Annotated in this window: 24 protein-coding genes; 11 read left to right on the top strand and 13 right to left on the bottom strand. The window is 69.0% G+C overall.

Annotated elements, in window-relative coordinates; all coding sequences use genetic code 11:
• Nucleotides 1–2: 2 nt before the first annotated feature.
• Genes AC5DRG_RS05905 through AC5DRG_RS05895 form a run of 3 tightly spaced genes read right to left on the bottom strand, consistent with a single transcriptional unit; the run spans nt 3 to nt 3696 of the window.
• A complete protein-coding gene (locus AC5DRG_RS05905; protein ID WP_491808597.1) occupies nt 3–1028 on the bottom strand; it encodes an ABC transporter permease in 1026 nt (341 codons plus the stop codon).
• A complete protein-coding gene (locus AC5DRG_RS05900) occupies nt 1025–2749 on the bottom strand; it encodes an ABC transporter substrate-binding protein (RefSeq protein WP_491808596.1) in 1725 nt (574 codons plus the stop codon). Before AC5DRG_RS05900 ends, AC5DRG_RS05905 begins: the two co-directional genes overlap by 4 nt.
• A 50-nt stretch (nt 2750–2799) precedes the next feature.
• On the bottom strand, nt 2800–3696 hold the full coding sequence (locus AC5DRG_RS05895; protein ID WP_491808595.1) for a proline iminopeptidase-family hydrolase: 897 nt from the start codon (nt 3694–3696) through the stop codon (nt 2800–2802).
• Nucleotides 3697–3898: 202 nt separating this feature from the next.
• Here AC5DRG_RS05895 and AC5DRG_RS05890 point away from each other — a divergent pair, with 202 nt between their 5' ends.
• Entirely contained in the window at nt 3899–4714 is an 816-nt protein-coding gene (locus AC5DRG_RS05890; protein WP_491808594.1) for a FadR/GntR family transcriptional regulator, read from the top strand.
• Here the strand turns inward: AC5DRG_RS05890 and speB are convergent.
• On the bottom strand, nt 4698–5639 hold the full coding sequence (speB, locus tag AC5DRG_RS05885) for an agmatinase (protein WP_491808592.1): 942 nt from the start codon (nt 5637–5639) through the stop codon (nt 4698–4700). The genes AC5DRG_RS05890 and speB overlap by 17 nt on opposite strands.
• Nucleotides 5640–5749: 110 nt before the next feature.
• On the opposite strand from speB, the gene AC5DRG_RS05880 reads away from it, so the two are divergent.
• Nucleotides 5750–6436, top strand: a complete 687-nt coding sequence (locus tag AC5DRG_RS05880; RefSeq protein WP_491808591.1) for a GntR family transcriptional regulator — start codon at nt 5750–5752, stop codon at nt 6434–6436.
• Nucleotides 6436–7287: an urea carboxylase-associated family protein gene (locus AC5DRG_RS05875; protein WP_491808590.1), complete on the top strand. Its 852-nt coding sequence runs from the start codon at nt 6436–6438 to the stop codon at nt 7285–7287. The genes AC5DRG_RS05880 and AC5DRG_RS05875 overlap by 1 nt, the downstream gene beginning before the upstream one ends.
• Here AC5DRG_RS05875 and AC5DRG_RS05870 read toward each other — a convergent pair.
• Genes AC5DRG_RS05870 through AC5DRG_RS05845 form a run of 6 tightly spaced genes read right to left on the bottom strand, consistent with a single transcriptional unit; the run spans nt 7284 to nt 12561 of the window.
• Nucleotides 7284–7988, bottom strand: a complete 705-nt coding sequence (locus AC5DRG_RS05870; protein WP_491808588.1) for a GntR family transcriptional regulator — start codon at nt 7986–7988, stop codon at nt 7284–7286. The two genes, AC5DRG_RS05875 and AC5DRG_RS05870, sit on opposite strands and share 4 nt — an antisense overlap.
• A 20-nt stretch (nt 7989–8008) precedes the next feature.
• Nucleotides 8009–9505 (bottom strand): aldehyde dehydrogenase, encoded by a 1497-nt coding sequence (locus AC5DRG_RS05865; protein ID WP_491808586.1) that lies wholly within the window; start codon nt 9503–9505, stop codon nt 8009–8011.
• The gene (locus AC5DRG_RS05860) at nt 9502–10293 is read right to left on the bottom strand and encodes an alpha/beta fold hydrolase (RefSeq protein WP_491808584.1); all 792 of its coding nucleotides are present in this window, start codon (nt 10291–10293) and stop codon (nt 9502–9504) included. Before AC5DRG_RS05860 ends, AC5DRG_RS05865 begins: the two co-directional genes overlap by 4 nt.
• A complete protein-coding gene (locus AC5DRG_RS05855) occupies nt 10290–10841 on the bottom strand; it encodes an amino acid synthesis family protein (RefSeq protein ID WP_491808582.1) in 552 nt (183 codons plus the stop codon). The genes AC5DRG_RS05860 and AC5DRG_RS05855 overlap by 4 nt, the downstream gene beginning before the upstream one ends.
• Nucleotides 10838–11440: an amino acid synthesis family protein gene (locus tag AC5DRG_RS05850; protein WP_491808580.1), complete on the bottom strand. Its 603-nt coding sequence runs from the start codon at nt 11438–11440 to the stop codon at nt 10838–10840. Before AC5DRG_RS05850 ends, AC5DRG_RS05855 begins: the two co-directional genes overlap by 4 nt.
• Nucleotides 11437–12561 (bottom strand): LLM class flavin-dependent oxidoreductase, encoded by a 1125-nt coding sequence (locus AC5DRG_RS05845; RefSeq protein WP_491808578.1) that lies wholly within the window; start codon nt 12559–12561, stop codon nt 11437–11439. The genes AC5DRG_RS05850 and AC5DRG_RS05845 overlap by 4 nt, the downstream gene beginning before the upstream one ends.
• A 233-nt stretch (nt 12562–12794) precedes the next feature.
• Here AC5DRG_RS05845 and AC5DRG_RS05840 point away from each other — a divergent pair, with 233 nt between their 5' ends.
• From AC5DRG_RS05840 to AC5DRG_RS05810, 7 genes are all read left to right on the top strand, one after another.
• Nucleotides 12795–13718: a flavin reductase gene (locus AC5DRG_RS05840; RefSeq protein WP_491808576.1), complete on the top strand. Its 924-nt coding sequence runs from the start codon at nt 12795–12797 to the stop codon at nt 13716–13718.
• Nucleotides 13719–13947: 229 nt separating this feature from the next.
• On the top strand, nt 13948–15222 hold the full coding sequence (locus tag AC5DRG_RS05835; RefSeq protein ID WP_491808574.1) for a branched-chain amino acid ABC transporter substrate-binding protein: 1275 nt from the start codon (nt 13948–13950) through the stop codon (nt 15220–15222).
• 104 nt (nt 15223–15326) lie between these two features.
• Nucleotides 15327–16373, top strand: coding sequence for a branched-chain amino acid ABC transporter permease (locus tag AC5DRG_RS05830; protein WP_491808572.1), 1047 nt, complete (start codon nt 15327–15329; stop codon nt 16371–16373).
• Nucleotides 16374–16375: 2 nt separating this feature from the next.
• Entirely contained in the window at nt 16376–17632 is a 1257-nt protein-coding gene (locus AC5DRG_RS05825) for a branched-chain amino acid ABC transporter permease (RefSeq protein WP_491808570.1), read from the top strand.
• Nucleotides 17629–18450: an ABC transporter ATP-binding protein gene (locus tag AC5DRG_RS05820; protein ID WP_491808568.1), complete on the top strand. Its 822-nt coding sequence runs from the start codon at nt 17629–17631 to the stop codon at nt 18448–18450. The genes AC5DRG_RS05825 and AC5DRG_RS05820 overlap by 4 nt, the downstream gene beginning before the upstream one ends.
• Nucleotides 18447–19190: an ABC transporter ATP-binding protein gene (locus tag AC5DRG_RS05815; protein ID WP_491808566.1), complete on the top strand. Its 744-nt coding sequence runs from the start codon at nt 18447–18449 to the stop codon at nt 19188–19190. Before AC5DRG_RS05820 ends, AC5DRG_RS05815 begins: the two co-directional genes overlap by 4 nt.
• Nucleotides 19191–19241: 51 nt before the next feature.
• Complete coding sequence (locus AC5DRG_RS05810) at nt 19242–20246, top strand: DMT family transporter (protein ID WP_491808564.1); 1005 nt, start codon at nt 19242–19244, stop codon at nt 20244–20246.
• Here AC5DRG_RS05810 and AC5DRG_RS05805 read toward each other — a convergent pair.
• Genes AC5DRG_RS05805 through AC5DRG_RS05795 form a run of 3 tightly spaced genes read right to left on the bottom strand, consistent with a single transcriptional unit; the run spans nt 20243 to nt 22993 of the window.
• A complete protein-coding gene (locus AC5DRG_RS05805) occupies nt 20243–20986 on the bottom strand; it encodes an SDR family NAD(P)-dependent oxidoreductase (RefSeq protein WP_491808562.1) in 744 nt (247 codons plus the stop codon). The genes AC5DRG_RS05810 and AC5DRG_RS05805 overlap by 4 nt on opposite strands.
• Entirely contained in the window at nt 20964–21710 is a 747-nt protein-coding gene (locus tag AC5DRG_RS05800; protein ID WP_491808560.1) for an SDR family NAD(P)-dependent oxidoreductase, read from the bottom strand. The genes AC5DRG_RS05805 and AC5DRG_RS05800 overlap by 23 nt, the downstream gene beginning before the upstream one ends.
• An 8-nt stretch (nt 21711–21718) precedes the next feature.
• On the bottom strand, nt 21719–22993 hold the full coding sequence (locus AC5DRG_RS05795; RefSeq protein WP_491808558.1) for a flavin-containing monooxygenase: 1275 nt from the start codon (nt 22991–22993) through the stop codon (nt 21719–21721).
• A gap of 117 nt (nt 22994–23110) precedes the next feature.
• On the opposite strand from AC5DRG_RS05795, the gene AC5DRG_RS05790 reads away from it, so the two are divergent.
• The gene (locus AC5DRG_RS05790) at nt 23111–24034 is read left to right on the top strand and encodes a LysR family transcriptional regulator (protein WP_491808556.1); all 924 of its coding nucleotides are present in this window, start codon (nt 23111–23113) and stop codon (nt 24032–24034) included.
• Nucleotides 24035–24112: the final 78 nt, after the last annotated feature.

Here is a 24112-nt window from a genome sequence, read left to right as displayed (position 1 = left end):
AGTCACACCCCTCCGCGCAGCCGGGCGCTCGGGTCGAGCGCGTCCCGTACCCCGTCGCCCAGGATGTTGAGGGCCGCCGTGGTCAACGCGATCAGCAGCCCCGGGGCGATCGTCACGGTGGGCCGGGTGTAGAGCAGTCCCAGGCCGTCCTCGATGATCGTGCCCCAGCTGGCGTCGGGCGGCTGCACGCCGACGGACAGGAAGGACAGGGCCGATTCGGTGAGCATGGCGAGGGCGGTCATCAGCGGGACGAAGACGATGGCCGTGGGCAGGACGTTCGGCAGCACTTCCCGGCGCAGGATGCGCAGGGTGGGCGCGCCGGAGCCGACGGCCGCCTGGATGAACTCCTTGTTGCGCAGCACCAGTACCTGACCGCGCAACGGCCGCGCGATGTACGGCACATAGATCGCCGCGATGATCGCGATGGGCAGCCACAGGCTCCCCGCGTCGACGGTGAGCGGTCCGAGGTGCAGCCCGTCGGTGAGGAGTACGACCGACAGACAGATGGCCAGCAGATACACCGGGAACGCCCAAATGACGTCCAGGATGCGGGAGATGACCGAGTCCACGGCGCCGCCCGCGTATCCGGCGACGATTCCGATGGCCGTGCCAAGGAGGCAGGTGAGCAGGGCCGCGGTGAAGCCGATGAACAGGCTGGTACGGCCGCCGTACAGCAGCCGTGCCATGACGTCGCGGCCCTGGTTGTCGGCGCCGAGGAAGTAGTGGGCGGGGTCCCAGGTGGGGCCGATGGGTGTGACGCCGAGGCCGAGGCCGGTGCTGCTCGGGGTGAGCACCGGCACGGTCTCGCCGTCCACGACCGTGGTGCCGGAGACATGGGACTGGAACGGGTCGGTGTGGGCGATGTGGTCCGCGTAGAGCGGAGCACACAGGGTCGCCAGCACGACCAGGAGGAGTACGGCGGACGCGGCCAGCGCCGACCTGTTGCGCGACAGGTCGGCGGCGGCCGTCCGCCAGGGGCCCGGCGAGCGCCGGGCCTCCGCGGTCAACACGGGCTCAGCGAGGCTCATTTGACCCACAACTGCCCGAGGAGCATGTAGAACTGCTTGCTGAACTGGTAGTTGCCGACCCGCGTCGACGTGAAGTCGATGAGCTTGGGGTTGATCAGCGGGACGACCGGGGACTCGGCCATGATCTCCTGGTCGATGGCGCCCCACTGCTTGTCGGCGCTCGTCGGGTCGGTCTGCGCGGTCGTCAGCGCGGCCTGCATCTTCGCGTCGATGCCCTTGTCGCAGAACCCGGAGATGTTGATGCTGGAGTCGCTGCCCGGGTGGTAACTGGCGCAGGACAGCAGCACGTTGAGGAAGTCCGAGGCCGCCGGATAGTCCTGGTACCAGGACGTCAGCGCCAGCTGCACCTTGTTCTTGGTGTTCTGGATGTAGGTGAACTGGATGTTCCCCGACAGCGGCTTGAGGGTCGCCTTGTAGCCGAGCTGGGTGAGCAGGCTCTGCAGGTACTGCCCGATCGACTTGTTGACGTCGTCGTCCTGGACGACGATGCCGACCTCCTGCCCCGCCGTGCCGGACTTCTTCACCAGCTCCTTGGCCTTGGCCAGGTCCGCGGCAGTCCAGGTCTTGCCGCCGCCCTTGGTGTAGTCGCACGCGTCGACGTGTCCCGGGAAGCCCGGCGGCAGGATCGTGCACGCGGGAGAGGCGAGGTTGGTGCCGCCGTACAGCCGCACCACGGCGGACCGGTCGACGGCGTAGTTGATGGCCTGCCGCGCCAACTTGTTGTTGAAGGGCGCCATGTTGACGTTCAGCGTCGCGTACCAGAACGCCGTCAGCGGGTTCACATGCGCCTGGGAGGCGTACTTGGTGCCGATCTCGTTGAGCCGGTCGGCGGGCGGCGGGTCGTACATCCAGTCCGCCTGGCCGTTCTCGACGGCGGTGACCTCGGACTCGACGGTCTGACCGAAGGTGTAGTCGATGGCGTCGGGGTAGCCCTCGGGCTGCGCCTGCCGCGACCACTCCTTGAAGTGCGGGTTGCGCACCAGCTTCAGCGCGCGGTTCGGGTCGTACGACGCGGCCATGTACGGGCCGGTCGTCGGCAGCGGCTTGGTGCCCGCGTCCTTCGTCGGCGAGTCCTTCGGCAGCACGCTGGCGTGCGGGACGGCCAGCTTGTACGGGAACTCCGTGTCCGCCGCCGTGAGGTTGATGGTGACCGTGCCCGCCTTCGCGTCGCCGGTCACGCCTCCCTCGAGGGTGCAGGAAGCCGGCTTCTTGATACAGGCGTCCGCTCCGACGATGCCGTTGTAGAAGGTGCCCGCGGTGGGGCTGGAGACCTTGAAGATGCGCTGGAAGGACGCCACCACGTCGTCGGTGGTCAGCGCCTTGCCGTTGGAGAAGGTGACGCCCTTGCGGAGCGTGAAGGTGTACGTCTTGCCGTCGTTGGTCACCTTCGGCATCGCCGTGGCGAGGTCCGGGACGACGGTGAACGACTGCTGCCCGTTCACCTTCTTGAAGGCGAGCAGCCCGTCGTACATCGACTGGTACAACTGCCAGTACTGGAGCGTGTAGTTGACCTGCGGGTCGAGGCTGCCGGCGGCCGCGTGGGCCAGGAGCTTCAGGGTGCCGCCCTTGTGCTGCGGCTGGAAGGCGGACGAGCCCGAGCCGGAGGACGAGGTGGTCGGGTCGGAGGAGGAACCGTCGTTGGAGGACGAACAGGCGGCTGCGGTCAGGGCCAGGGCGACGGTGGCCGCGGCGAACGCGCCCCGTCTCGTGCTGCGGGACATGGCAAGGGGCATGGCAGGGAACTCCCGTCGGGGGATCGGGCTGCGGAGTCTCAGTCGGTGGAGTCGAGGAACTCGCCGACGACCCGGAGGTAGAGCTCCTCCTCCTCGACGTGCGGCATGTGGCTGGAGTGCTCGAACATGTGCCAGCGCGCGTCCGGAACATGGTCGGCGAAGGGGCGGACGGTCTCGGGAGTCGCCTCGTCGTACCGTCCGGACACCAGCAGGGTGGGCACCTCGATCAGGTGCAGGCGGTCGATGACCGACCAGTCCTTCATGGTGCCGGTCACATGGAACTCGTTGGGGCCGTTCATGGTGTGGTACACCGTCGGATCGGCCTCGACATTGGCCCAAGTGGCGTCCACCTCGGGCGGGTTGGGGACGACCCGGCAGACGTGACGGTCGTAGAAGACCTTCTCGGCGGCCCGGTAATCGGGGTGGTCCGTGGTTCCGGCCGCCTCGTGGAGGAACAAGGTCTGCTGGACATCAGGCGGCAGGGCGGCCCGCAGTTCGGCCGCGCCCGCGAGCCACAGCTCCATGGACGCGGGGGAGTTGGCGATGACCAGACCGCGCAGCCCGGGTGGGCGGCGTACGGCGTGCTCGGCGGCGAGCATGCCGCCCCAGGACTGGCCGAGGACGTGGTAGGCGTCGGCGATGCCCAACGCCTTGAGGAGGGTGTCGAGTTCGTCGAGGAAGAGCTGGACTGTCCAGAAGTCGGCGCCCTTGTCGGGCAGATGGGTGGACAGTCCGGTGCCGAGTTGGTCGTAGTGCACCACGGGGCGGCCCTGCCGGGCGATGCCCGCGATGCTCAGCGTGTAGTTGTGACCGGCGCCGGGGCCGCCGTGCAGGACCACCAGGGGTGTCCTGCCCGGTTCGCCCGTGATCCGGTACCAGGTGGAATAGCCGTTGAAGTCGACTGTTCCGGTGTGATTCGGTTCGGGGATCGCCACGGAAGAGCCTCCTGGACCGGCCATAATCAGCCAGTCCATGTCTCAAACGAGGTGGATGTGACGGGATGGCTGACATACTGATCGGGGAAATGGTCAGCCCACAAGACCTTTTAATTGTGCGAGGGGCAGAAGTAACGGCGTGTTTACGTGCCCGGCTCCGCGACCGTTCTGAGGAGGACAACTGACATCCGCACCTGACCCGTTGGACTCGTCGACCTATCCGGAGGGCGAGTTCTCCCGGATGCTCGACCGCGCTCTCCTCGGCGGCGCGCCCTCGCCGGAGCTGCGCCCGGTGCGGGTGGCCTCGGCGGTCGACGAGGTGTCCGACCGGCTCCTCACGGCGATCGCCGTCGGGGACTTCCTTCCGGGGGAGCGGCTGCCGGCCGAACGCGAGCTCACCCAGCTCCTGGGGGTGAGCCGGCCGACCGTGCGCGAAGCCATCGGGCGTCTCCAGGCCGTGGGTGTCGTCGAGATCCGCCGGGGCCGCAACGGGGGAGCCTTCGTGCGGGACAACTGGAGCGAGTCCACCGCGGCCGCGGTCCGCCGTACGCTGCTGCCCCGCTGGGAACAGTTCGAGCAGCTCTTCGACCTGCGCGGCCTTGTGGAGGGCATGGTGGCCGCGACGGCCGCCCGGCGTCGGCGGCCCGCGGACCTGGAGCCGATGCGCGAGGCGCTGACCGCCTACCTGACCGCAAAGACCCCGCGCGACGAACAGGCTGCGGACAGCGCGTTCCACCAGAGCATCCGTACGGCCACCCGCAACCCGCAGATCACCATGCTCAGCCGGGACCTGCTGGCCCGGATCAGCCTGGGCTTCCCGGTCGAGCCGTGGGGAAAGGGCGAGCGGTCCCACTTCCACGAGGGAGGCGAGGACCACAAGGCCCTGTACGAGGCCATCGCGGCGGGCGAGCCGGAGCGCGCGGAGGAGATCGCTCGGCATCACTTCACGATCAGCGCCGACATGATCCGTGACGTACTGGCCCGCGTCCGGGCCGGGGATCCTACCTCCGGGACATGAGGCAGATCAGGTCGAACAGGACGGTGGCCGCGGCGATCGACGTGATCTCGGCGTGGTCGTAGGCCGGAGCCACCTCCACCACGTCCGCGCCGACCAGGTGCACGCCCGTAAGGCCCCGCAGGACGCGCAGCAGCTCGCGGCTCGTCAGCCCGCCCGACTCCGGGGTGCCCGTGCCGGGCGCGAAGGCCGGGTCCAGTACGTCGATGTCGACGGACAGGTACACAGGCAGATCGGCGACCCGCTCCGTGACCGCCTGGATCGCACCCGAGGTGCCGAGTACGTCGAGGTCGCTCGCCCGGATGGTGCGAAAGCCGAGCCTTTTGTCCTCGTCCATGTCCGCCCGCTCGTACAGCGGGCCGCGGATGCCGACATGGATGGAGTGGTCCTCGACCAGCAGCCCCTCCTCGAAGGCACGCCGGAAGACGGTCCCGTGCGTCGTCGGGGCGTCGAAGTAGGTGTTCCAGGTGTCCAGGTGCGCGTCGAAGTGGACCAGGGCGACCGGCCCGTGCTCGCGCACCACCGAGCGCAGCATCGGCAGTGCGACGGTGTGGTCCCCGCCGATCGCCAGCACGCGGCGCCCGCCGCGCCCCACGTCCCGCGCATGCCCCTCGATCTGGCCGAGGGCCGTGTCGATCGAGAACGGCGTGACCGGGACGTCGCCGGCGTCGACGACCTGGATCCGGTCGAAGGGAGCCGTGTCCAGTTCGACGTGGTGGCCAGGACGCAGATGCCGGGACGCCTGGCGGACGGCCATGGGGCCGAACCGGGCGCCGGGGCGGTAGGACGTCCCGGTGTCGAACGGCACCCCGAGCACGGCGACGTCGTAGTCGCCGACCCGGTCGATCTCCGGCACCCGGGCGAACGATCCGGATCCGGCGAAGCGGGGCACTTCCGTGCCGGAGACCGGGCGGATGGGGTCTGGCATGCAGCACTCCTGACTGTTGAACAATCCTTAGGCGCTCAGCCTGCACAGAAGCCGTTTCGGCCGTGTAACGCCGTAATTTTTGTTCAACACTTTTGCGCTACGCTGCCGACATGTCGCAGACCATCACGGGCAAGGATTCAGGTGTCGGCCGCTTCGCCGGCGTGGCCGACACCCTGCGCGAGCGGATCGTCGAGGGGCGGCTGCCACCCGGAACGCCCCTGCGGGACGTCGCGCTGGCCGCCGAATTCGGGGTGTCCCGGAACACCCTGCGGGAAGCCCTGCGCAGCCTGCACGACGAGGGCCTGGTGGTGCAGCGGCTGCACCATGGCACGTCGGTGACGACGCTCTCGGCGACGGACGTACGGGACATTTTCGTCGCCCGCCGCGCCATCGAGCTCGCCGCGATCGACGAGAGCCCGCTGGCCGCGGAGCCGCTCCTCGACGCGTTGGAGACAGCGGTCGCCAGGGCGGAGACCGCGGTCGCCGTCGAGGCCTGGAACAAGGTCGGCACGTCCTCGCTCCGCTTCCACCAGGCCCTCGTCGCCCTGCTGGGCAGCCACCGCATGGACGCGTTCTTCCGCGTCATCGTCGCCCAACTGCGGCTGGCCTTCGCCGTCATGACGGACGAGGCCGGATTCCAGGCGCCGTGGGTGGCCCGCGACCGTGAGATCTGCGACCTCGTACGCGGCGGTCGCCGCCAGGACGCCAAGGACGCCCTGCGGCTCTACCTCGACGAGTCCGAACGCCAGGTGCTGGACGCCGTACGCGCCGACTCCCGAACAAAAGGACACAGTTGATGAACCGTCAGCCTGCCGGGCCCGCAGCCGCCTACCAAGCGACCGAGGGCGGAGTCCTCGACGTCGACCGTGCCTTCTACGACCGTTTCGCGGGCGTGCGCCACGAGTTGGTGGACTCCTTCGAGATACCGATCCGCTCCGGCCGCGCCTGGACCGTGCCGCAGGGCCACCTGTGCCGCATCGTCACGGTCGAGGGGCCGCAGGTCGGCGACCTCAACGTGTGGAGCCTCAACGATCCCCGCGAGCGCATGTGGGCCGCCCGCACCCGCCAACTCCAGCGCGCGCACATCTCCACCTACGACCGGGTGTGGTCCAACCTGCCCTTCCTGCGGCCGCTGTTCACGGTCACCGCCGACAGCCTCGCCGACTACGGCACCGACGCCGACGGCGGACGCGTGCACGACCTGCTCGGGACCCGCTGCGACCCGTACGTCAACCGGATGCTCACCGGCGAGGACTTCGACTTCCACTGCCACTCGAACCTCGTCCGGGCCGTCATGCCGTACGGCCTCACCGAGTTCGATGTGCACGACGTGCTCAACGTCTTCCAGTGCACCGGACTCAACGGCGCCGACCAGTACTTCATGAAGGACTGCCCCGCGCGCGAGGGCGACCACTTCGAGTTCTTCGCCGAGACCGACCTCCTGTGCGCCCTGTCCACGTGCCCCGGCGGCGACCTGTCCGTCCCCCTGTGGGGTCCCGACGCGAGCGACCCGTTGGACGTCTGCCGCCCCCTCGGCATCGAGGTCCATAGACCGGACAGCGCTCTGCTCGACGGCTGGACCCCACCGCCCCGGGCCGCCTACCGCAATCTCCACGGCATCCGGCGACCGGAATGGGGCCGCTCCTAAGCCTGTTGGGACTGGCCCTGCGCCTCGTCGATCCCCGCCATCAGCGCCTGGTGACTGAGGCGTACGTGCTCGCGCATGACGCGCTCCGCGCCGTCGCCGTCCTTGGCGAGGATCAGGTCGAACACCCGTCGGTGCTCGTTGTCGGACTCCGCGAGGCGGCCGGGGAGGGACAGGGACGTGCGCACCAGACGGGTGTAGGCGAGCTGGTTCATGAGGGTGCGGTAGTGGGCCTCCAGCTTGCCGTTGTCGGCGCCGGTGACGATCAGGTCGTGGAACTCGTGGACCAGCTCCGCGTACCGCTCGGCGTCACCGTCCTGAACGGCCTTGTCAGCCGCGCCCATGTTGGCCCGCAGCAGCTCCACCTCGGGCACGTTGCCCCGGAACGCCAGCAGCCGGGCAGCGGCACCCTCCAACAGCTCCTTCATCTGGAACAGTTCGGTGAGCTCCCGGCGGGACGGCACCGCGACGAAGGTCCCGACGCGTGGCCGGATCTCCACCAGCCCCTCGATCTGCAGTTGCTTGAGAGCCTCGCGGATCGGGGTGCGACTCACCCCGAAGGTCTCGGACAGAGCCATCTCGGAGAGGCTGGAACGGGGCGCCAGCTCACCGCTGATGATCATCTGGCGCAGTTCCTCGGCGACCCGGGCCTGCATGCTGGTCTGGCTCAACCGCTTCGACCTCGGCTCTCTGGGCTCTTGCATGGCACGTGACAGTACCCGCTTCACGACTTGAGGATGAACGGGTCCGCGGCCGGCTCCTCGCCGGTGTTGACCCACACGCTCTTCAGCCGCGTGTACTCCCGGATCACCTCCGTGCCCTGCTCGGTGCCAAGGCCGCTGTTCTTGAACCCGGCCCGGGGCGACATCGGAGACATCGAGCGGTAGGTGTTGATCCACACCGTGCCCGCCTCAAGGCGCGACGCCATCCGGTGGGTCCGGTTCAGGTCCCGGGTCCAGATGCCCGCCGCGAGGCCGTACGAACTGTCGTTGGCGAGCGCGACCGCCTCCTCCTCGGAGGAGAACGGCATCATGGTCGCGACCGGACCGAAGATCTCCTCCTGGCAGATCCGCATCGAGTTGTCGGTGCCGGTGAAGACGGTGGGGGAGTAGAAGTACCCGCCCAGATCCGTCTTCGGCCGCAGCCCGCCGCAGGCGAGCCTGCCGCCCTCGGCAAGCCCCAGTTCCACGTACGACTCGACCTTCTCCAACTGCGCCGCGATGGCCAGCGGCCCCAGCTCGGTGGCGTCCTCCAGCGGATCGCCGATCCGGATCGTCGCCGCACGCGCGGTGACGCGGTCCAGGATCTCGTCGTACACCTCGCGATGGACCAGGACCCGACTGCCCGCCACACAGGTCTGGCCGGCCGCCGCGAAGACTCCGGCGATGATGCCCATGGCCGCCGAGCCGAGGTCGGCGTCGGGGAAGACGATGTTGGGTGACTTGCCGCCGAGTTCGAGGGTGCAGCTGATGAGGCGGTCGGCGCAGGTACGGGCGATACGGCGGCCGGTCTCGGTCGAGCCGGTGAAGGTCACCTTGGCCACGCCCGGGTGCTCGGCCAGCGGGGCGCCCGCCGTGGCGCCGAAGCCCGTGACCACGTTGACGACTCCCGGGGGGAATCCGGCCTCCTCGAACAGCGGGGCGAGCGCCAGCAGGGAGGCCGAGGTGTGCTCGGACGGCTTCACCACCACCGTGTTGCCGGCCGCGAGCGCCGGGGCGAGCTTGGTCGCGGTGAGCAGGAGCGGGGAGTTCCACGGGGTGATGGCACCGACGACGCCGACCGGCTCGCGCAGGGTGTAGTTGAGCAGTTCGCGGCTCGCGCCGGGGATCACCTCACCGTGGATCTTGTCGGCCAGCCCGGCGTAGTAGTGGAAGTACTCGGGCAGCCCGGCCAGTTGGGCCCGCATCTCGCGCAGCAGCTTGCCGTTGTCGAGGGTCTCGGTGCGGGCCAACTCCTCGGCGTGCTCGCCGATCAGGTCGGCGAGGTTGCGCAGCAGGCGTCCGCGCCGGGTCTGGCTCAGGTCCCGCCAGCGAGCGTCCTCGAAGGCGGTGCGGGCGGCGGTCACGGCGCGGTCCACGTCGGCGGCAGTTCCGTCGGCGGCCTCGTACCACGGCAGGGCGGTGGTCGGGTTGAGGCTCTCGAAGTACCCGCCGGAGACGGGCGGGGTCCACTCGCCGGCGATGTAGTGCTGATGGCGGGGGAGTCGGCTCGGTGCGGTCATGCGCGCAGACACTCCTGTCCGGTGTGCGTGAGGATCGCGTGGGTGAGGTCGTCCGGGCGCTCCAGCGGCAGCAGATGGCGTGCCCCGGGCACGACCGTCGCGCGGGCACCGGGGATCCGCGCGGCCAGTCGCCGGGACATCTCCGGGGTCGAGCCCGGGTCTTCGGCGCCGGTGATGGCGACGGTGGGGGCGGTGATGCGGGGGAGCCGGGGCCAGAGTGCGGCGTCGGCGGTCGCGAAGACGTCGTAGCAGGCGAGGTACGAGGCGCGGTCGGTGGCCAGCAGCGTGCTCAACACGGCCGCGGCCAGGGCCGGTTCCCGGTCCCGCCACTCGGGGGCGAACCACCGCTCGACGGCCGCCCGCGCCGATGCCCCGAAGTCCTCGGCGGCCAGCCGTCTTCGACCCGCGACCGCCGAACGCTCCTCGGCACTGCGGTCGGCCACCGAGCTCACGAGGGTGAGCGAGGCCGCCAACTCCGGGGAGAAGACGGCGAGTTGCTGTGCCACCAGGGCGCCGAGCGAGAAGCCGACCACATGCGTGGGCCCCGCGAGCGACGCGGCCACATCCCCCGCCAGCTCATCCACGGTCACCCCCGCGGTCGCCGTCGGCGAAGCACCGTGCCCGCGCAGATCGACCAGCAGAACGCGGTGGTGCGCCGCCAACGCCGGAAGGCACCGCTCCCACATCCGCCGGTCGAGTCCGACACCGTGCAGCAGCACGAGATCGGGGCCCTCGCCGTGGACTTCGTGGGCGAGGGGCTGCGGCAGCCGCCGTGCCGTGCTGCTCACCGCTCGCTCGACAGCGGGGCCAGCCGGGCCTGCGGCCTGCCCTGGGCGGCCGCGGCGAGCCCGATCACGATCTCGTCCGCACCCGGTCCGTCCGGTACGCGGACCTCGATGCTCTGGTGGTGCGAGCGGATCGTGGCGTCGGTGACGTGCTTGAGCGGGATGTCGAAGACGGTGCCCGCGGCCGCCCGCTTCTCCACCGCCGGAAGCAGGGTGGTGGCGTTCGCCGCCTTGCGGAAGAAGTCGCCGAACTTGAGGGTGTGGATCAGTCCGGACCCGTGCTCGATCTCCCCGTCCAGGCCCACGATCGCGGCCTTCCCGTACGCCTCGACGGGCGCGCCGAGTGCCTCGACCACGCGCGGGGCGAGCAACTCACCCAGTTTCGGGGCGACTTCGTCGATGCCGGGCAGCAGGTCCGGTACATAGCCCTGGCCGGCCCAGGGGTTCTCGATGATCGCGAGGACCACCGCCGTACGGGCCGGCGGGTCGACCGGGCGGCCACCCTCGGTGTGGACGTCCTCGACGTAGGTGATGATCTTGCGGACGTTCATTGGGCGTTCTCCAGCTTCTCCAGATCGGCCGGGCGGACGACGGGGTCGGTACGGCGGTCCCCGATACGGGCGTTGGGCCGGGGGCCCGAAGCGGCGGCGGCGACCACGACGATCTCGTCCGGTCGCGGTGCGTCGGGAACGCGGACATGTGCGGTCTGGTAGTGCGAGCGGGTCGCCGCCGCGGTCTTGTGCCACAGGGGTACGGTCAGCGGCTGGCCGGCCGGCAGCCGGTCGTCGCTGAAGACGATGATCGACGTGCCCTCGACGAGCTCGCGGAAGACGTTGCCGAAGAACGGGGTGTGGATCAGCGCGCCCGCGTGCTCGATCTCCCCGTCAAGCCCGACGACGGCCGCCTTGCCGAAGGCCTCGACCCGCTCCACGCCGCCCAGCTCCGCGAGCAGCCGCCCGGTCAGCAGCCGCGCCAACTCCGGTGCGACGGCCTCGACTTCGGGCTGCAGATCGGCGACGAAGCCGCGCCCGGCCCAGGGGTTGCGGATCACCGCGGCCGCCGTGACCCGACGTACCGGAGTCGCGACCGGGCGGCCGAGCTCCAGCAGCACCTCGTCGACGACGGTCACGACCTTCCGCAGGCCCCTCACGCGGTGAACTCCGGCATGACCTTCTCCGCGAACAGCTCCAGGCTGCGCATCGCCTTGCGGTGGGCGAGGCCCGGATGGGTGGTCCACAGCAGCAGGTGTTCGAGACCGATCTCGTCGCGCAGCTCGGCGACCTTCCCGGTGACGTACTCCGGCGTGCCGACCAGCAGATTGCGGGAGTGCAGGAAGTCGTACGACAGCTCGTGCGCGGCGCTCAGTTCCTCGCCGGCCTCCATCAGATTGCCGAGCCCCCGCCAGTGCATGATCCAGCGGTAGGTCGTCATCAGGGCTTCCTCGAACTCGGCGCGGGCCTGCTCCATGGTGTCGGCGACATAGACGTCCCGGACGAGGCCGATGCCCTCACCGAGCGCGTACGGACGCCCCGAGGCCTCGCTCGCCGTGCTGCGGTACAGCTCGAAGCGATCCTTGAGGGCGGACACCGGCGGCAGCCAGAACATGCCCTGGACCCCGTCCGCCGCCGCGGCCGCGATCGAGCGCGGGCTGTCGATGACCTGCCACAGCGGAGGGTGCGGACGCTGCAACGGGGACGGCGTGACCTGCATCTTCGTGATCACTCCGGCCGACGTGTAGTCGTCGGTGGCGGGTGAGAGCGGGTGGTTCCACTTCACGCCGGGGGCCGGAAACTCGTAGAACGGGCCCCGGTGGGAGAAGAACTCGCCGCTCCACGCCTTGCGGAGGATCGCGACCGTCTCCTCGTACAGCGCGCGGTTCTGCTCCTGGTCGCGCGGGTCGGCCAGTGCGTTGAGGTTGAGCGCCTCGCGTCCGTACAGGCCTCGGCCGAGGCCCACCTCGACCCTGCCGCCGGAGAGTTGGTCGAGCATCGCGATGTCCTCGGCGAGGCGCAGCGGGTGCCAGAAGGTCGCGATGTTCGCGGCCTGGCCGATGCGGATCCGTTCCGTGCGGGCCGCGATGTCGACGCCCATCAGGACCGGGTTCGGGGTGATCTCGATCGCCTCGTGGCCGAAGTGGTGCTCGGTGTACCAGGTGGACCAGAAGCCGGCCTGTTCCGCGGCGATCGCGAACTCCCGTGCCTCGTCCATGACTTGGGCGTACTCGCCGAGCCGGCCGGGCGCTCCGAGGTTGTGGAATATCGAGAATCGCATCCGACGTCCTTCCTGCTCGGACTGTGCCATGGCAGCCGAGGCTAGGAGGCTGGTTCCTGGGGCGTCAAGCGTTAATGTCGACGAAACAGAGATGACCTGCGCAGTTGATGACACACCAGGTAACGGCACGGGCGTGCGGGCCCTGCGAATTGACACTGCTGGGCGCTTTCTCTACCGTCCACTGCCATACAAGAAGCGCGTGCCATACAAGACGCGAGTGTAGGGAGCAGCCGATGACGGAAACTCTCGACCGCACGACGCACATCCGCTCCGCCTGGCAGGCCGCCTGGGACCACGGGCGGGTCGAGGCGCTCGACGAACTGCTCAGCGACACCTACGTGAGGCGTCGCGGGCCCGCCGCCGCGCCGCAGAACCGGGAGGAGTTCAAGGACTCGGTGCGCGCCGTCCGTCTGGCCTTTCCCGATCTGCGGACGGAGATCGAGGAGATCGTCGAGGACGGGGACGGCGACCGGCTGGCCATCCGCTGGCGCTGCACCGGCCACCACACCGGCGCCTTCCTCGGCGTCCCGCCGACCGGGAAGGCGGTCGAACTGTCGGGTGCGACCTTCGCCCGCTTCGACGGGGCGGCGGTGGCGGAGGAGTGGGTGACCTGGGATCCGCGCCAGCTGCTGGAGGCCCTCGGGGTCATCATGACCACGCAGCGGGCAGCCGTGGACGCCGACCTCGTCCGTGGGGTGCACCGCAAGTTCGTCACCGGTGTGACGGTGGTGACCGCCGACGACGCCGGAACCCCGAAGGGCCTCGCCGTCAACGCCTTCTCCAGCATCTCCCTTGACCCGCCGATGGTGCTGGTCTGTGTCCAGCGCGGCTCCGCGACCCACCCGGTGCTGCACCGGGCGAGCCATCTGGGCATCAGCATCCTCGCCGCCGACCAGTTGGACATCGCGAGGACCTTCGCCTCCAAGGCGGACGACAAGTTCGCCGGGCTGTCGTGGACCCCGGGAGGCTTCGGTACGCCGTTGATCGACGGGGCGTGCGCACAGCTGGAGGTGGAGATCGGTGAGCGGCTGGAGGCGGGCAGCCACACCGTCTTCACCGGGCGCGTGGTCTCCGCCCGCTACGACGATCTCGCCCCGCTGGTGTACGGCGGTGGCGGGTTTTTCGACATCTCGCACACGGCGCCGCTGCCGTGGTGAGGTCGCCAAGGACAGTTGTATAACCTGAATTCACTCCTGCCGGAGCTGGGGTGATTTCTCGAAGTCGGCGGCCCGATCCATGTGCCGGGCCGCTACTTTGACGTGCTTTCCGCTTACTCAGCGCTACGGATCACGATTCCATCGCGAAACATAAACCGAACATTGGAATGTCCTTACCTGTAACAAGCGCACTCCAAATTTCCCCCTACCTGAGGCGATGAGGAGTGGGATGTCCAGAACCAGATCAGTCAAGTTTTTCGCGACGGTTGCGGTGGCCGGACTCGCGGTGAGTGCGTGTGGGGGCAATGCCTCGGGCGGCGCGGACGACAGCTCGTCCGGCGGTGACACGCTTGTCATCGGAGTGGACCTGCCGCTCCAGGGAGCGTCCAAGGACGCGTCCGAGTCCACGGTCAACGCGATGCAGCTCTACCTGGACCAGATAGGGAGCAAGGCCGGCGACTACAAGGTGAAGCTCAAGGTCTACGACGACTCGACCGCCGCCAAGGGCGGCTGGGACGACGCGACCTGTGCCAAGAACGCGCAGGACCACGTGGCCAACACCGAAGAGGTCGCGGTCATGGGCACCTACAACTCCGGCTGTGCGAAGATCGAGGCCCCGGTGCTGAACCAGGACCCGAGCGGCCCCATGCTGATGGTGTCCCACGCGAACACCAACCCCGGTCTGACAAAGGCATGGGACCCGGGCGAGCCCGAGAAGTTCTTCCCGTCGGGCAAGCGCAATTACGCCCGCGTCATCGCGACCGACGACTACCAGGGTGCGGCGGGGGCCCAGTTCGCATCCAAGGACCTCGGCGTCAAGAAGTGCTACATCCTCAATGACAACCAGACCTATGGCCAGGGTGTCGGCAAGGCATTCGAGACCGAGGCGAAGAAGCAGGGAATAGATGTCCTGGGCAACCAGGCATGGGACGCCAAACAGCCCAACTACACAGCGTTGTTCACCAGTATCAAAGCGTCGAACCCGGACTGCGTCTACCTCGCCGGAATCTTCGACAACAACGGCGGCCAGCTCGTCAAGGACAAGGTCAAGGTCCTCGGTGACAATTCCAAGGTGAAGCTCATCGCCCCCGACGGCTTCAGCGGTTACCCGGAATTCGACGGACTGACACAGGCCCAGGGCGCCTACATCACGTTCGCCGGCCTGACCGCCACGACGCTCCGCGAGGAGGGCGGCCCGGGTGCGGATCTGCTGGACGCCTACAAGAAGAAGTACGGCTCCGACCCGGCGAGCAGCTACGCCCTCTACGGCGTGGAGGCGCTGCAGGTGATCCTGCAGGCGATCGAGAAGTCCGACGGCACCCGCAAGAGCGTCACCGAGCAGGTCTTCTCGGGCAGCGGGATCAGCATCGCCGCCGACAAGTCGATCGTGGGCAAGAAGCTGGACATCTCCCCCAAGACCGGCGATGTGAGCGTCCTCGACATCTCGGTGCTGCAGCTCGTGAACAAGGAAGAGAAGTTCCTGAAGCCGTGGCCCGTCAGCTGAGTTGACGCCAGGGGCGGGCGTCACCCGACCAAGGTGGCGCCCGCCCCGGACCGGCTTCCGGTCCGCTTCCCCCCGCACCGCTCCCCGACCCTCGCGAGGCCTTCATGGCAGCAACTGCCACCAGCACCGTGGTGCCGGCCGCGATCGACCGCAAGGCGGTCATCCAGCGCATCGCCACCCAAGTCATTCTCCTCGGCGTGGTCGTCTGGCTCGCCGCAAACCTGATCAACTCCCCGTCGCAGTTCTTCGAGGCGGGCATGGTCGGGCTCAACCTCGGCATGCTCTACGCGCTCATCGCGCTCGGCTACACCCTCGTCTACGGCATCATCGAGCTGATCAACTTCGCCCATGGCGACCTGTTCATGCTCGGCGCCCTCTTCAGTGGATTCCTGCTCACCACCGTCATGGGCCAGGAACACTCCAACGTGCTCGGCATCGTGCTCCTGCTCGTCACGATCGTCGGCACCATGATCTTCTGCGGCGGCATCAATGTGACGCTCGAATTCGTCGCCTACCGCCGCCTGCGACGCGCTCCCAAACTCGCCCCGCTGATCACGGCGGTCGGCATGAGCTTCATCCTGCAGTTCATCGGCCTGAAGTGGAACGGCTCGACCCCCAAGCAGTGGCCGAGCGTGCTTCCCGAAGGGTCCTTCGGGATCGGCGACTTCCAGGTCGACTACAGCCTGCTCGCGGTCATCGCGGTGACCGTTCCGGTCCTGCTGCTCCTGCGCTGGGTCATCACCAGCACCAGGCAGGGCAAGGCGATGCGGGCCGTCGCTCAGGACCAGGACGCCGCCCGGCTGATGGGTGTCAACGTCAACCGGACCATCTCCTTCACCTTCCTGATCGGCGGGGCACTGGCCGGTACCGCGGGCGTCATATACCAGCAGGTCGTGGGGACCACGGCGTACAACCTGGGATTCCAGCTGGGGCTCATCGCCTTCGTCTCCGCGGTCCTCGGCGGCATCGGTAACATCAGCGGCGCCGTGCTGGGCGGCATCCTCATCGGCCTCATCCAGGGCTTCAACGACGGCCTGCCGTACGGGTTCGGTCAGAAATGGTCCCAGAGCGTGGTCTTCGCGATCCTCATCCTGCTGATGGTCTTCAAGCCCGAAGGCCTGCTCGGCAAGCCGACCACGGAGAAGGTGTAGCCATGGTTTCCGACGTTTCTGGCCGGTCACGGCGGATGCCGGGCCTGGCGATGCCCCACCGCATGCGCTGGGCGCTCGGGTACACCGCGGCAGCGGTCCTGGTGTTCCTGGCCTACTACTACATGATCCCGAACCTGAGCCCCGACGCCCAGACGTTCTTCCGGAACTGGCTGCCGCTCACCTCGATCAACGAGGCGCTCGTCTGGATGATCTGCGCGCTCGGCCTGAACATCGTGGTCGGCTACGCCGGCCTGCTGGACCTGGGCTTCGTCGCCTTCTGGGCACTGGGCGGCTACACCGCGGGCTGGCTGATGTCCGGCTTCTTCTACCAGGTCGACTTCCACTTCCTCAGCGGGGCGCTGGACACCCTCCCCGGAATCCACATCAGCTTCTGGCTGGTGCTCGTCATCGGAGCGGTGTTCTGCGCGGTGTGGGGCGTGATCATCGGTGCGCCCACTCTGCGTCTGAAGAGCGACTACCTGGCCCTGGTCACGCTCGGCGCCGGCGAGATCATCCCGCAGGTCTTCACCAACGGCGACGACATCGGCGGCTTCAACCTGACGAACGGCACCAAGGGCATCACCCCGGTCGACCCGATCGCCATCGGCTCCACCAAGCTCGGGCCGTTCGACCTGGTGTGGAAGTACCTCATCTTCGTGCTCATCGCCGCCGTCGTCGTCTTCATCTCGCTGCGGCTGCGCGAGGGCAGGCTCGGCCGCGCCTGGCTGGCCATCCGCGAGGACGAGCTCGCCGCGAGCATGATGGGCGTCCCGCTCATGCGCACCAAGCTCTCGGCCTACGCCGTCGGCGCGGTCGCGGGAGGCCTGGCGGGCGTCGCCTTCGCCACGCACATCGGAGGCGTCCTGCCGGACCGGTTCAACTTCTCGATCTCCATCACCCTGCTGGCGATGGTCGTCCTCGGCGGCATGGGCAACGTCTGGGGCGTCATGCTCGGCGCCCTCGTCCTCGCCTGGGTCAACTCGACCGGCCTGCCGCAGTTCGGGACGTCCTTCAACGAGCAGTTCGGGACGAACGTCAACTTCCCGTCGTACAACTACCTGCTGTTCGGCGGCATCCTTGTCCTGATGATGCTGTTCCGCCGCGAGGGCATCCTGCCCGAATCGCGGACCCGGCTGGTGCTGCACGAACCGAGCCGGACCGACATGGAGTCGCTGCACGCCGACATGGAGGCGCCGGCTCCCGAGTTGGACGACACTTTGAAGACCGTCGCGGCCGACGGATCGGGGGAGAAGGCATGACGACAACCCCTCAGACGGCACCGCAGGACGCCCTGACGGGCGTGAAACTGCACGCCGACCACATCACCGTGAAGTTCGGCGGCCTGGTCGCCGTCAACGACGTCAGCTTCACCATCCCCGAGCAGTCGGTGGTCAGCCTGATCGGGCCCAACGGCGCCGGTAAGACGACGTTCTTCAACGTCCTCACCGGCCTGTACCGGGCGACCAGCGGACGCGTCGTCCTGGGCGACAAGGACATCACCAACCTCGTCCCGCACCAGATCGCCGCCCTCGGCATGGCCCGTACGTTCCAGAACATCCGGCTCTTCGGCCTGATGACGGCCGAGGAGAACGTCAAGGTCGCCATGCACTCCAAGCTGCGATCCGGGCCCTTCCACACCATCGTGCGCACCCGCCGACAGCGCCGCGAGGAACGGGAAGCCCAGGAAACCGCCCGGGAGTTGCTGGAGTTCGTCGGCATCGGGAAGGTGGCGGGCGAGTACGCGCGCAACCTCTCCTACGGCGACCAGCGCCGCCTGGAGGTCGCACGGGCCCTCGCCCTCGACCCGACCGTCCTGCTCCTCGACGAACCGACCGCCGGCATGAACCCCCAGGAGTCCGGCCGGTTCACCGAGTTCGTCCACCGGGTGCGGGACGAACAGGACCTCTCGGTGTTGCTCATCGAGCACGACATGAGCGTCGTCATGCAGGTCTCCGACCGGATCACCGTGCTCGACCGGGGAGAGAAGATCGCCGAGGGCGGCCCGGACGACATCAGGTCCGACACCCGGGTCATCGAGGCGTACCTCGGCAAGTCCGGAAGGGACAAGACCATATGAGCGGGGCCAACGGCGTGATCGAGACGCGCGAACCGATGCTCGAACTCGACGAGATCCAGGTCTACTACGGCAACATCGCCGCGGTGAAGGGCCTGTCGCTGACCGTCTACCCCGGCGAGATCGTCACCCTGATCGGCTCGAACGGCGCGGGCAAGTCCACCACCCTGCGGGCGATCTCAGGGCTGCTGCCCGTCCGCAGCGGCACCATGACCTTCCAGGGCAAGAAGCTCAACGGCATACCCGACCACGAGGTCGTCCGACGGGGCATCGCCCACTCGCCCGAGGGGCGGCGCATCTTCCCCAAGATGACCGTCGACGAGAACCTCGACATGGGCGCCTTCCTGCGCAAGGACAAGGGAGGGATCGCCGAGGACCGGGAGATGATCCTCGAACTCTTCCCCCGGCTGCGGGAACGCCTCCACCAGAAGGCGGGCACCATGTCCGGCGGTGAGCAGCAGATGCTCGCCGTCGGGCGGGCGATGATGGCGAAACCGCAACTGCTCCTGCTCGACGAGCCCTCCATGGGTCTCGCCCCGGTGCTCGTCGACGTCATCTTCGAGACGATCGTCCGGATCCGCGAACAGGGCACCACGGTACTGCTCGTGGAACAGAACGCGCTGGCCGCGCTCGAAGTCGCCGACCGCGCCTACGTCCTGGAGTCCGGCTCCCTCAAACTCCACGGCCCCGCAGACGAGTTGGCCGAGGACGAGGAGATCGTGAAGGCCTATCTCGGCGGCTGACCGAGGCGAGATGGTGGCGCGATCGAGGCATGACGACGGGGGAGGGGCGGGATGACGCGCACGCATCGACTTGGTGTGTTGATGGGTGCCGTCTCCGCCGTCCTCGTCGGCGTGTCCTTCGTGGCGAGCAGCAAGATGGCGCACTATCCGTTCCTGGGCGGGCAGTCGGTTCGGTACGCCTTGGGGTTCCTGCTGCTGGCCGTCTTCTGCGTGCGGCTCAACTGGGCACCGGTCCGCCGGCTCACACGACGGCTGTGGGTGCGGCTCACCCTGGTCGCCGCGGGCGGCATGGTCGGCTTCAACGTGGCGGTGCTCTGCGCCGAGCGCAGCGCGGAGCCCGCCGTCCCGGGCGTCGTGGTGGGGTGCACGCCGGTCGTGGTGGCGATCGTCGCGCCGCTGATGGAGTCGCGGCGCCCCTCCGGCCGCGTGGCCTTGGGGGCGCTGGTGGTGGCGACGGGGGCGGCGGTGGTCCAGGGGCTCGGACGGACCGACGCGGCGGGCCTGATCTGGTCTCTGGCGGCGATGGCCGGCGAAGTGGTCATGGCCCTGTTCGTCGTACCGGTACTGAGAGTGCTCGGACCCCTGTTGCTGACGACCTGCGCCTGCGCGATCGCCTCGGTGGAGGCGGCGGTACTGGGCCTCGCCGTCGACGGCCGGGGATGGGTGCGGATGCCCGACGGCGTCGAGACGGCGGCGCTGGCCTGGCAGATCGTCGCGGTGACGGTCCTGGGAATCGTGCTGTGGTTCGGGGCGATCCATCGCATCGGGGCGGTCGGCATGGCACTGCTGTCCGGCCTGATCCCGGTCTCGGCCGCACTGACGGCACCCCTGGTGGGCACGGGATCCTTCGGCCCCGGCCAACTGGCGGGAAGCCTGCTCGTGGCGGCCGGCGTGGCACTGGGCGCGACGGTCGCGGCGGACCCGCCGGAGACGGGGCTGCCGGAGGCGAGACCGATGAACCCCGGTGCACTACAGCGCCCCGTAAGGGGCGTGGGGAACGGCGCGACCAGCCCCCACCGGCCCGCGGCCAACGAACCGCCTATCCAGAGCGCTTAGCGGACGGTGAGCCCCCCGCTGATGACCAGCGTCTCGCCAGTCACGTAAGAGCCATCGCACAGCTTCCACACCCAGTCGGCGATCTCCTCCGGCCGAGCCGCGCGGCCCAGCGGAATCGTGGCGACGGCCTGCTCGATACGACCGCCGGCCCGCGTCCCGGGCGTGTCGACCCACCCGGGGGCAACCGCGTTGACGGTGATGTCGTCGGGGGCCAGCTCCACACCGAGCGACCGGGTCAGCGTGACGACGGCGGCCTTGGAAGCGCTGTAGAGGAGCTGCCCGCGAGAGACGGCCAGGGCGTCTATGGAGGCGAAGTTCACGATGGCGCCGCCACCGGAGGCACGCAGCGCCGGCACCGCCTCGGCGATGGTGTTGAGCGTGCCGAGGACGTTCACGTCGAAGATACGGCGGTAGACGGCCTCGTCGAAGTCGTCCAGCGTGGTGGGCGGGTAGATCCCGGCGGCGTTGACGACGGCGCGCAAGCCACCCGTGGCGCCGTCGAGGGCGGAGGACAGCGCCCCGCGGTCGGTGATGTCCACCGCGACGGCCCGGAAGGCGGCACCGAGAGCCTCCGCCGCCTTGGCCAGCGCGTCGGCGTCGCGGTCGACACCGAGAACGCCCCAGCCCTCGGCGAGGAACCGTTCCGCGACGGCCAGACCCATTCCGCTGCCAGCGCCCGTGACAAGTGCCGTGTGGGATGCGTGAGTTGACGTGTGCTCAGTGGGCGAGGAAGCCGCCATCGATGACCATCTCCGTTCCGGTCGTGAAGGTGGAGTCGTCGGAGGCGAGGTACGCGACCGCCCCGGAGATCTCCCGGACGTGGGCCCGGCGCCCCATGGGGGTCTGCGGCACCACGCCGCCTTCCTTCTCGTTCTCGTTCATGGGCGTGCTGACCCCGCCGGGGCAGATCGCGTTGACGCGGATGCCGTCGGCGGCGAGTTCGAGCGCGGCGGTCTTGGTTACCGCCACCAGGGCCGCCTTGCTGGCGCAGTACGCGACGTACCCGACCGCCCCGACGATCCCGAACACCGACGAGACGTTGACGACGGACCCGCCCCCGTTCTCGCGCATCAGCGGCACGGCGGCCTGGATGCCGAGCAGCGGGCCGGTGGTGTTGACGGCGAGCGTCGCGTTCCAGTCCTCCACGCGCTCGTCGAGGAGCGGATTCACGTGGATGATCCCGGCGTTGTTCACCAGCACGTCCAGCCGGCCGAACCGGTCCCGGGCGACATCGACGGCCCGCGCCCAGTCGCCCGGCGAACTCACGTCGAGTCGCAGGTACTCCACATCGAGGCCCGCCTTGCGCAACCGGACCGCTTCGGCCTCGCCCAAGTCATCCAGTACGTCGCACGCCAGGACCCGCGCTCCCTCGGCGGCCAGCCGTTCGGCGTGCGAGGCCCCCTGGCCACGTGCCGCGCCGGTGACGAGAACGGTCTTTCCCGACAGCCGCGTCCCTGTATTCAACGAGGTATTCAACGAGAACCTCCTGCGGCACTGCGCGCGAGCGGGGTGAGTGCCTTGTGGGCGGCATCCATCTGCTTCAGCCACACCTTCCGTACGATGTCGATCCGCGCGTCCGGGGTCTGCCGGCCGCTGAAGAAGCCGGACAGCGCGACATCGCCGCGTTGATGGAGCTCCAGGAAGCGGGCGACGAGTTTCGACTGGGCGGAGTAGACCGGGAGTTGAGGACCGCGCGGGGCGGCCAGCCCGATGAAGAAGAGCCGCTCAAGACCGACGGGGACGGTCAGCCCGGCGACCCGCAACGGGGTGCCGTCCTGCCAGGTCAGCAGCGCGGGGTCGAGGAACGGGAACGAGGTCTTGAACCCGGTGGCCCACACGATCGTGTCGAACTCCTCGACCGAGCCGTCGGTGAAGTGCACGGCAGGGCCGTCGAAGCGCTCGATGCCGGGGCGGACGGTGATCCGGCCGTGCTGGATCCAGTACAGCAGCAGGTTGTTGACGACCGGGCGCTGCTTGTTGAGGTTGCGGGTGGCCGGCTCGGGCAGCCCCCGGTAGGCGGTGGGCGGTCCGACGGCGACGTCGATGAGCACGCGGGTCAGGCGCTCCTGCGCGAAGGCGGGAAGCCTGGCCAGCCAGTGCAGCTCCGCGCGCGGCTTGCCGAACAGCGCCTTGGGCTGGAACACCTGGCCGTGCCGTACGGAGACGTTCGCGTCCAGACGGGCGTTGGCCGCGTCCACCACGAGGTCGCACCCGGAATTGCCGGCGCCCACCACCAGGACGCGGTGGCCCTCGATGTCGCCGGCGTTGCGGTAGCCGGCGGAGTGCACCTGCTTGCCGGTGAACTCCCCGTCGTAGCACGGTATGTAGGGGTCGGTGAGATGGCCGTTGGCGACCAGGACGGCGTCGTACTCCCTGCTCTCGCCGCCGGAGGTCTCGACGATCCAGCCGTCGCGTCCCGCGGGGCCGACCGGCCTCACCTGCTCGACCTCGGTGCCGAAGGTGATCCGCTCGTGCAGCCCGTGGTGCGTGGCGAAGCTCTCCAGGTACGACCGCATCTGGTCGCGGCTCGGGTAGACGGGGTAGTCGGCCGGCATGGGGAAGCCGTCGAAACCGGAGACGTCGCGTGAGGTGATCAGGTGCAGTGAGTCGTAGTCGGTGTGCCAGTGGCCGCCGACCCGGTCGGTGCGCTCGAAGCAGTCGACGGCGAAGCCGTGGTCGGTGAGGACCTGCAGTGCGGCCAGGCCTGCGGCACCCGCTCCGATGACGCAGTAACGCGGCGACGTCATGGTGAGCTCCCTCGCTGTTGACCGTCACGCTCCATGCCGCGATTATGAGGAGCCTTTCACCCATCGGTGAAGCCTCGTTTTCCTTGGCTGCCCAAGGCTGAACCTATGGCTGGCTCCATGACCCTGCAGCAGCTGACCTATTTCCTCGCCGCCGTCGAGCACGGCTCGTTCTCCGCCGCGGCCGAGGCCCTGTACATCGCCCAGCCCAGCCTCTCCGAGCAGATCAGACGGCTGGAGAACGAACTCGGCGTCCCCCTGTTCATCCGCACCAACCGGCGTCTGGTCCTGACCGAGGCCGCCCAGCTGCTCCTGCCCCGCGCGCAGCGTGCCATCGAGGCCGCGAACGAGGCGGCCGCGTGCGTACGCGGCGTGCGCGAACTCACCGGCGGCACCGTGGCCTTCGGCACCTTCAGCAGCGCCCAGCACCTGCTGCTCACCGAGCTGGTCGCCGACTTCCGCTCCCGGCACCCCGGAGTGCGGGTCCGGATGGTGGGGCTGAACTCCTCCGAAGTGGCCGACGCCGTCCGCGAAGGGCGTCTGGAGGCCGGGCTCGTCGCCCTGCCCGTCGACGACCGTGGGCTCGATGTGAGCGACGTGGTCTGGACGAGCGAGGCCGTCTACCTCAGCGCCGACGCCTCCCGCACCACTTCGCCCATGACCTCCCAGCGCCTGGCCGAAGCACCGCTGATCCTCCCGGAGGCACGGTGGGGCAACGCCGACCCCACCCGCCGCCAGCTCCTGGAACGCGCCCAGAAGGCGGGCACCCAGCTCACCCCCGTCGTGGAGGTCGAGTCACCGGCCTCGGCCCTCGCCCTCGCCGCCCGCGGTGTCGGCGACACCGTCGTCTCGCTTCCCCTCGCCCGTTCCCTGGGCGGGTGCGATCTCCTGCACTGGACGTCGCTGGACCCCCCGCTGTACGAGACCTTCGCGTTCATCACCCGCAGCGAAGCCCATCTGTCACCCGCGACCCGAGTCCTGGTCCAACTCGCCCGCCGCCACCTGGAACGCCTGACGCCTTCCTCACCGACGACAACGCGGTGATCGCTGCACAGGGGTTGTCCTGACATTCGGTCCGCGCCTAGGGTCGCCGGTGCAAGCGCTTTCTGCTCGCCCGGCCCC

It is taken from the genome of Streptomyces sp. JLBG701, from assembly GCF_058544905.1.
This window is presented reverse-complemented; position numbering and strand designations above follow the sequence as displayed.

Bases quoted from the DNA above. Each gene is read 5' to 3' on its own strand.
- AC5DRG_RS05870 (WP_491808588.1), bottom strand. From the start codon at position 7,988: ATGCAAGAGCCCAGAGAGCCGAGGTCGAAGCGGTTGAGCCAGACCAGC.
- speB (WP_491808592.1), bottom strand. From the start codon at position 5,639: ATGCCAGACCCCATCCGCCCGGTCTCCGGCACGGAAGTGCCCCGCTTC.
- AC5DRG_RS05905 (WP_491808597.1), bottom strand. From the start codon at position 1,028: ATGAGCCTCGCTGAGCCCGTGTTGACCGCGGAGGCCCGGCGCTCGCCG.
- AC5DRG_RS05835 (WP_491808574.1), top strand. From the start codon at position 13,948: ATGTCCAGAACCAGATCAGTCAAGTTTTTCGCGACGGTTGCGGTGGCC.
- AC5DRG_RS05825 (WP_491808570.1), top strand. From the start codon at position 16,376: ATGGTTTCCGACGTTTCTGGCCGGTCACGGCGGATGCCGGGCCTGGCG.
- AC5DRG_RS05840 (WP_491808576.1), top strand. From the start codon at position 12,795: ATGACGGAAACTCTCGACCGCACGACGCACATCCGCTCCGCCTGGCAG.
- AC5DRG_RS05810 (WP_491808564.1), top strand. From the start codon at position 19,242: ATGACGCGCACGCATCGACTTGGTGTGTTGATGGGTGCCGTCTCCGCC.
- AC5DRG_RS05900 (WP_491808596.1), bottom strand. From the start codon at position 2,749: ATGTCCCGCAGCACGAGACGGGGCGCGTTCGCCGCGGCCACCGTCGCC.
- AC5DRG_RS05830 (WP_491808572.1), top strand. From the start codon at position 15,327: ATGGCAGCAACTGCCACCAGCACCGTGGTGCCGGCCGCGATCGACCGC.
- AC5DRG_RS05865 (WP_491808586.1), bottom strand. From the start codon at position 9,505: ATGACCGCACCGAGCCGACTCCCCCGCCATCAGCACTACATCGCCGGC.
- AC5DRG_RS05815 (WP_491808566.1), top strand. From the start codon at position 18,447: ATGAGCGGGGCCAACGGCGTGATCGAGACGCGCGAACCGATGCTCGAA.
- AC5DRG_RS05790 (WP_491808556.1), top strand. From the start codon at position 23,111: ATGACCCTGCAGCAGCTGACCTATTTCCTCGCCGCCGTCGAGCACGGC.
- AC5DRG_RS05880 (WP_491808591.1), top strand. From the start codon at position 5,750: ATGTCGCAGACCATCACGGGCAAGGATTCAGGTGTCGGCCGCTTCGCC.
- AC5DRG_RS05855 (WP_491808582.1), bottom strand. From the start codon at position 10,841: ATGAACGTCCGCAAGATCATCACCTACGTCGAGGACGTCCACACCGAG.
- AC5DRG_RS05820 (WP_491808568.1), top strand. From the start codon at position 17,629: ATGACGACAACCCCTCAGACGGCACCGCAGGACGCCCTGACGGGCGTG.
- AC5DRG_RS05875 (WP_491808590.1), top strand. From the start codon at position 6,436: ATGAACCGTCAGCCTGCCGGGCCCGCAGCCGCCTACCAAGCGACCGAG.
- AC5DRG_RS05795 (WP_491808558.1), bottom strand. From the start codon at position 22,993: ATGACGTCGCCGCGTTACTGCGTCATCGGAGCGGGTGCCGCAGGCCTG.
- AC5DRG_RS05805 (WP_491808562.1), bottom strand. From the start codon at position 20,986: ATGGCGGCTTCCTCGCCCACTGAGCACACGTCAACTCACGCATCCCAC.
- AC5DRG_RS05845 (WP_491808578.1), bottom strand. From the start codon at position 12,561: ATGCGATTCTCGATATTCCACAACCTCGGAGCGCCCGGCCGGCTCGGC.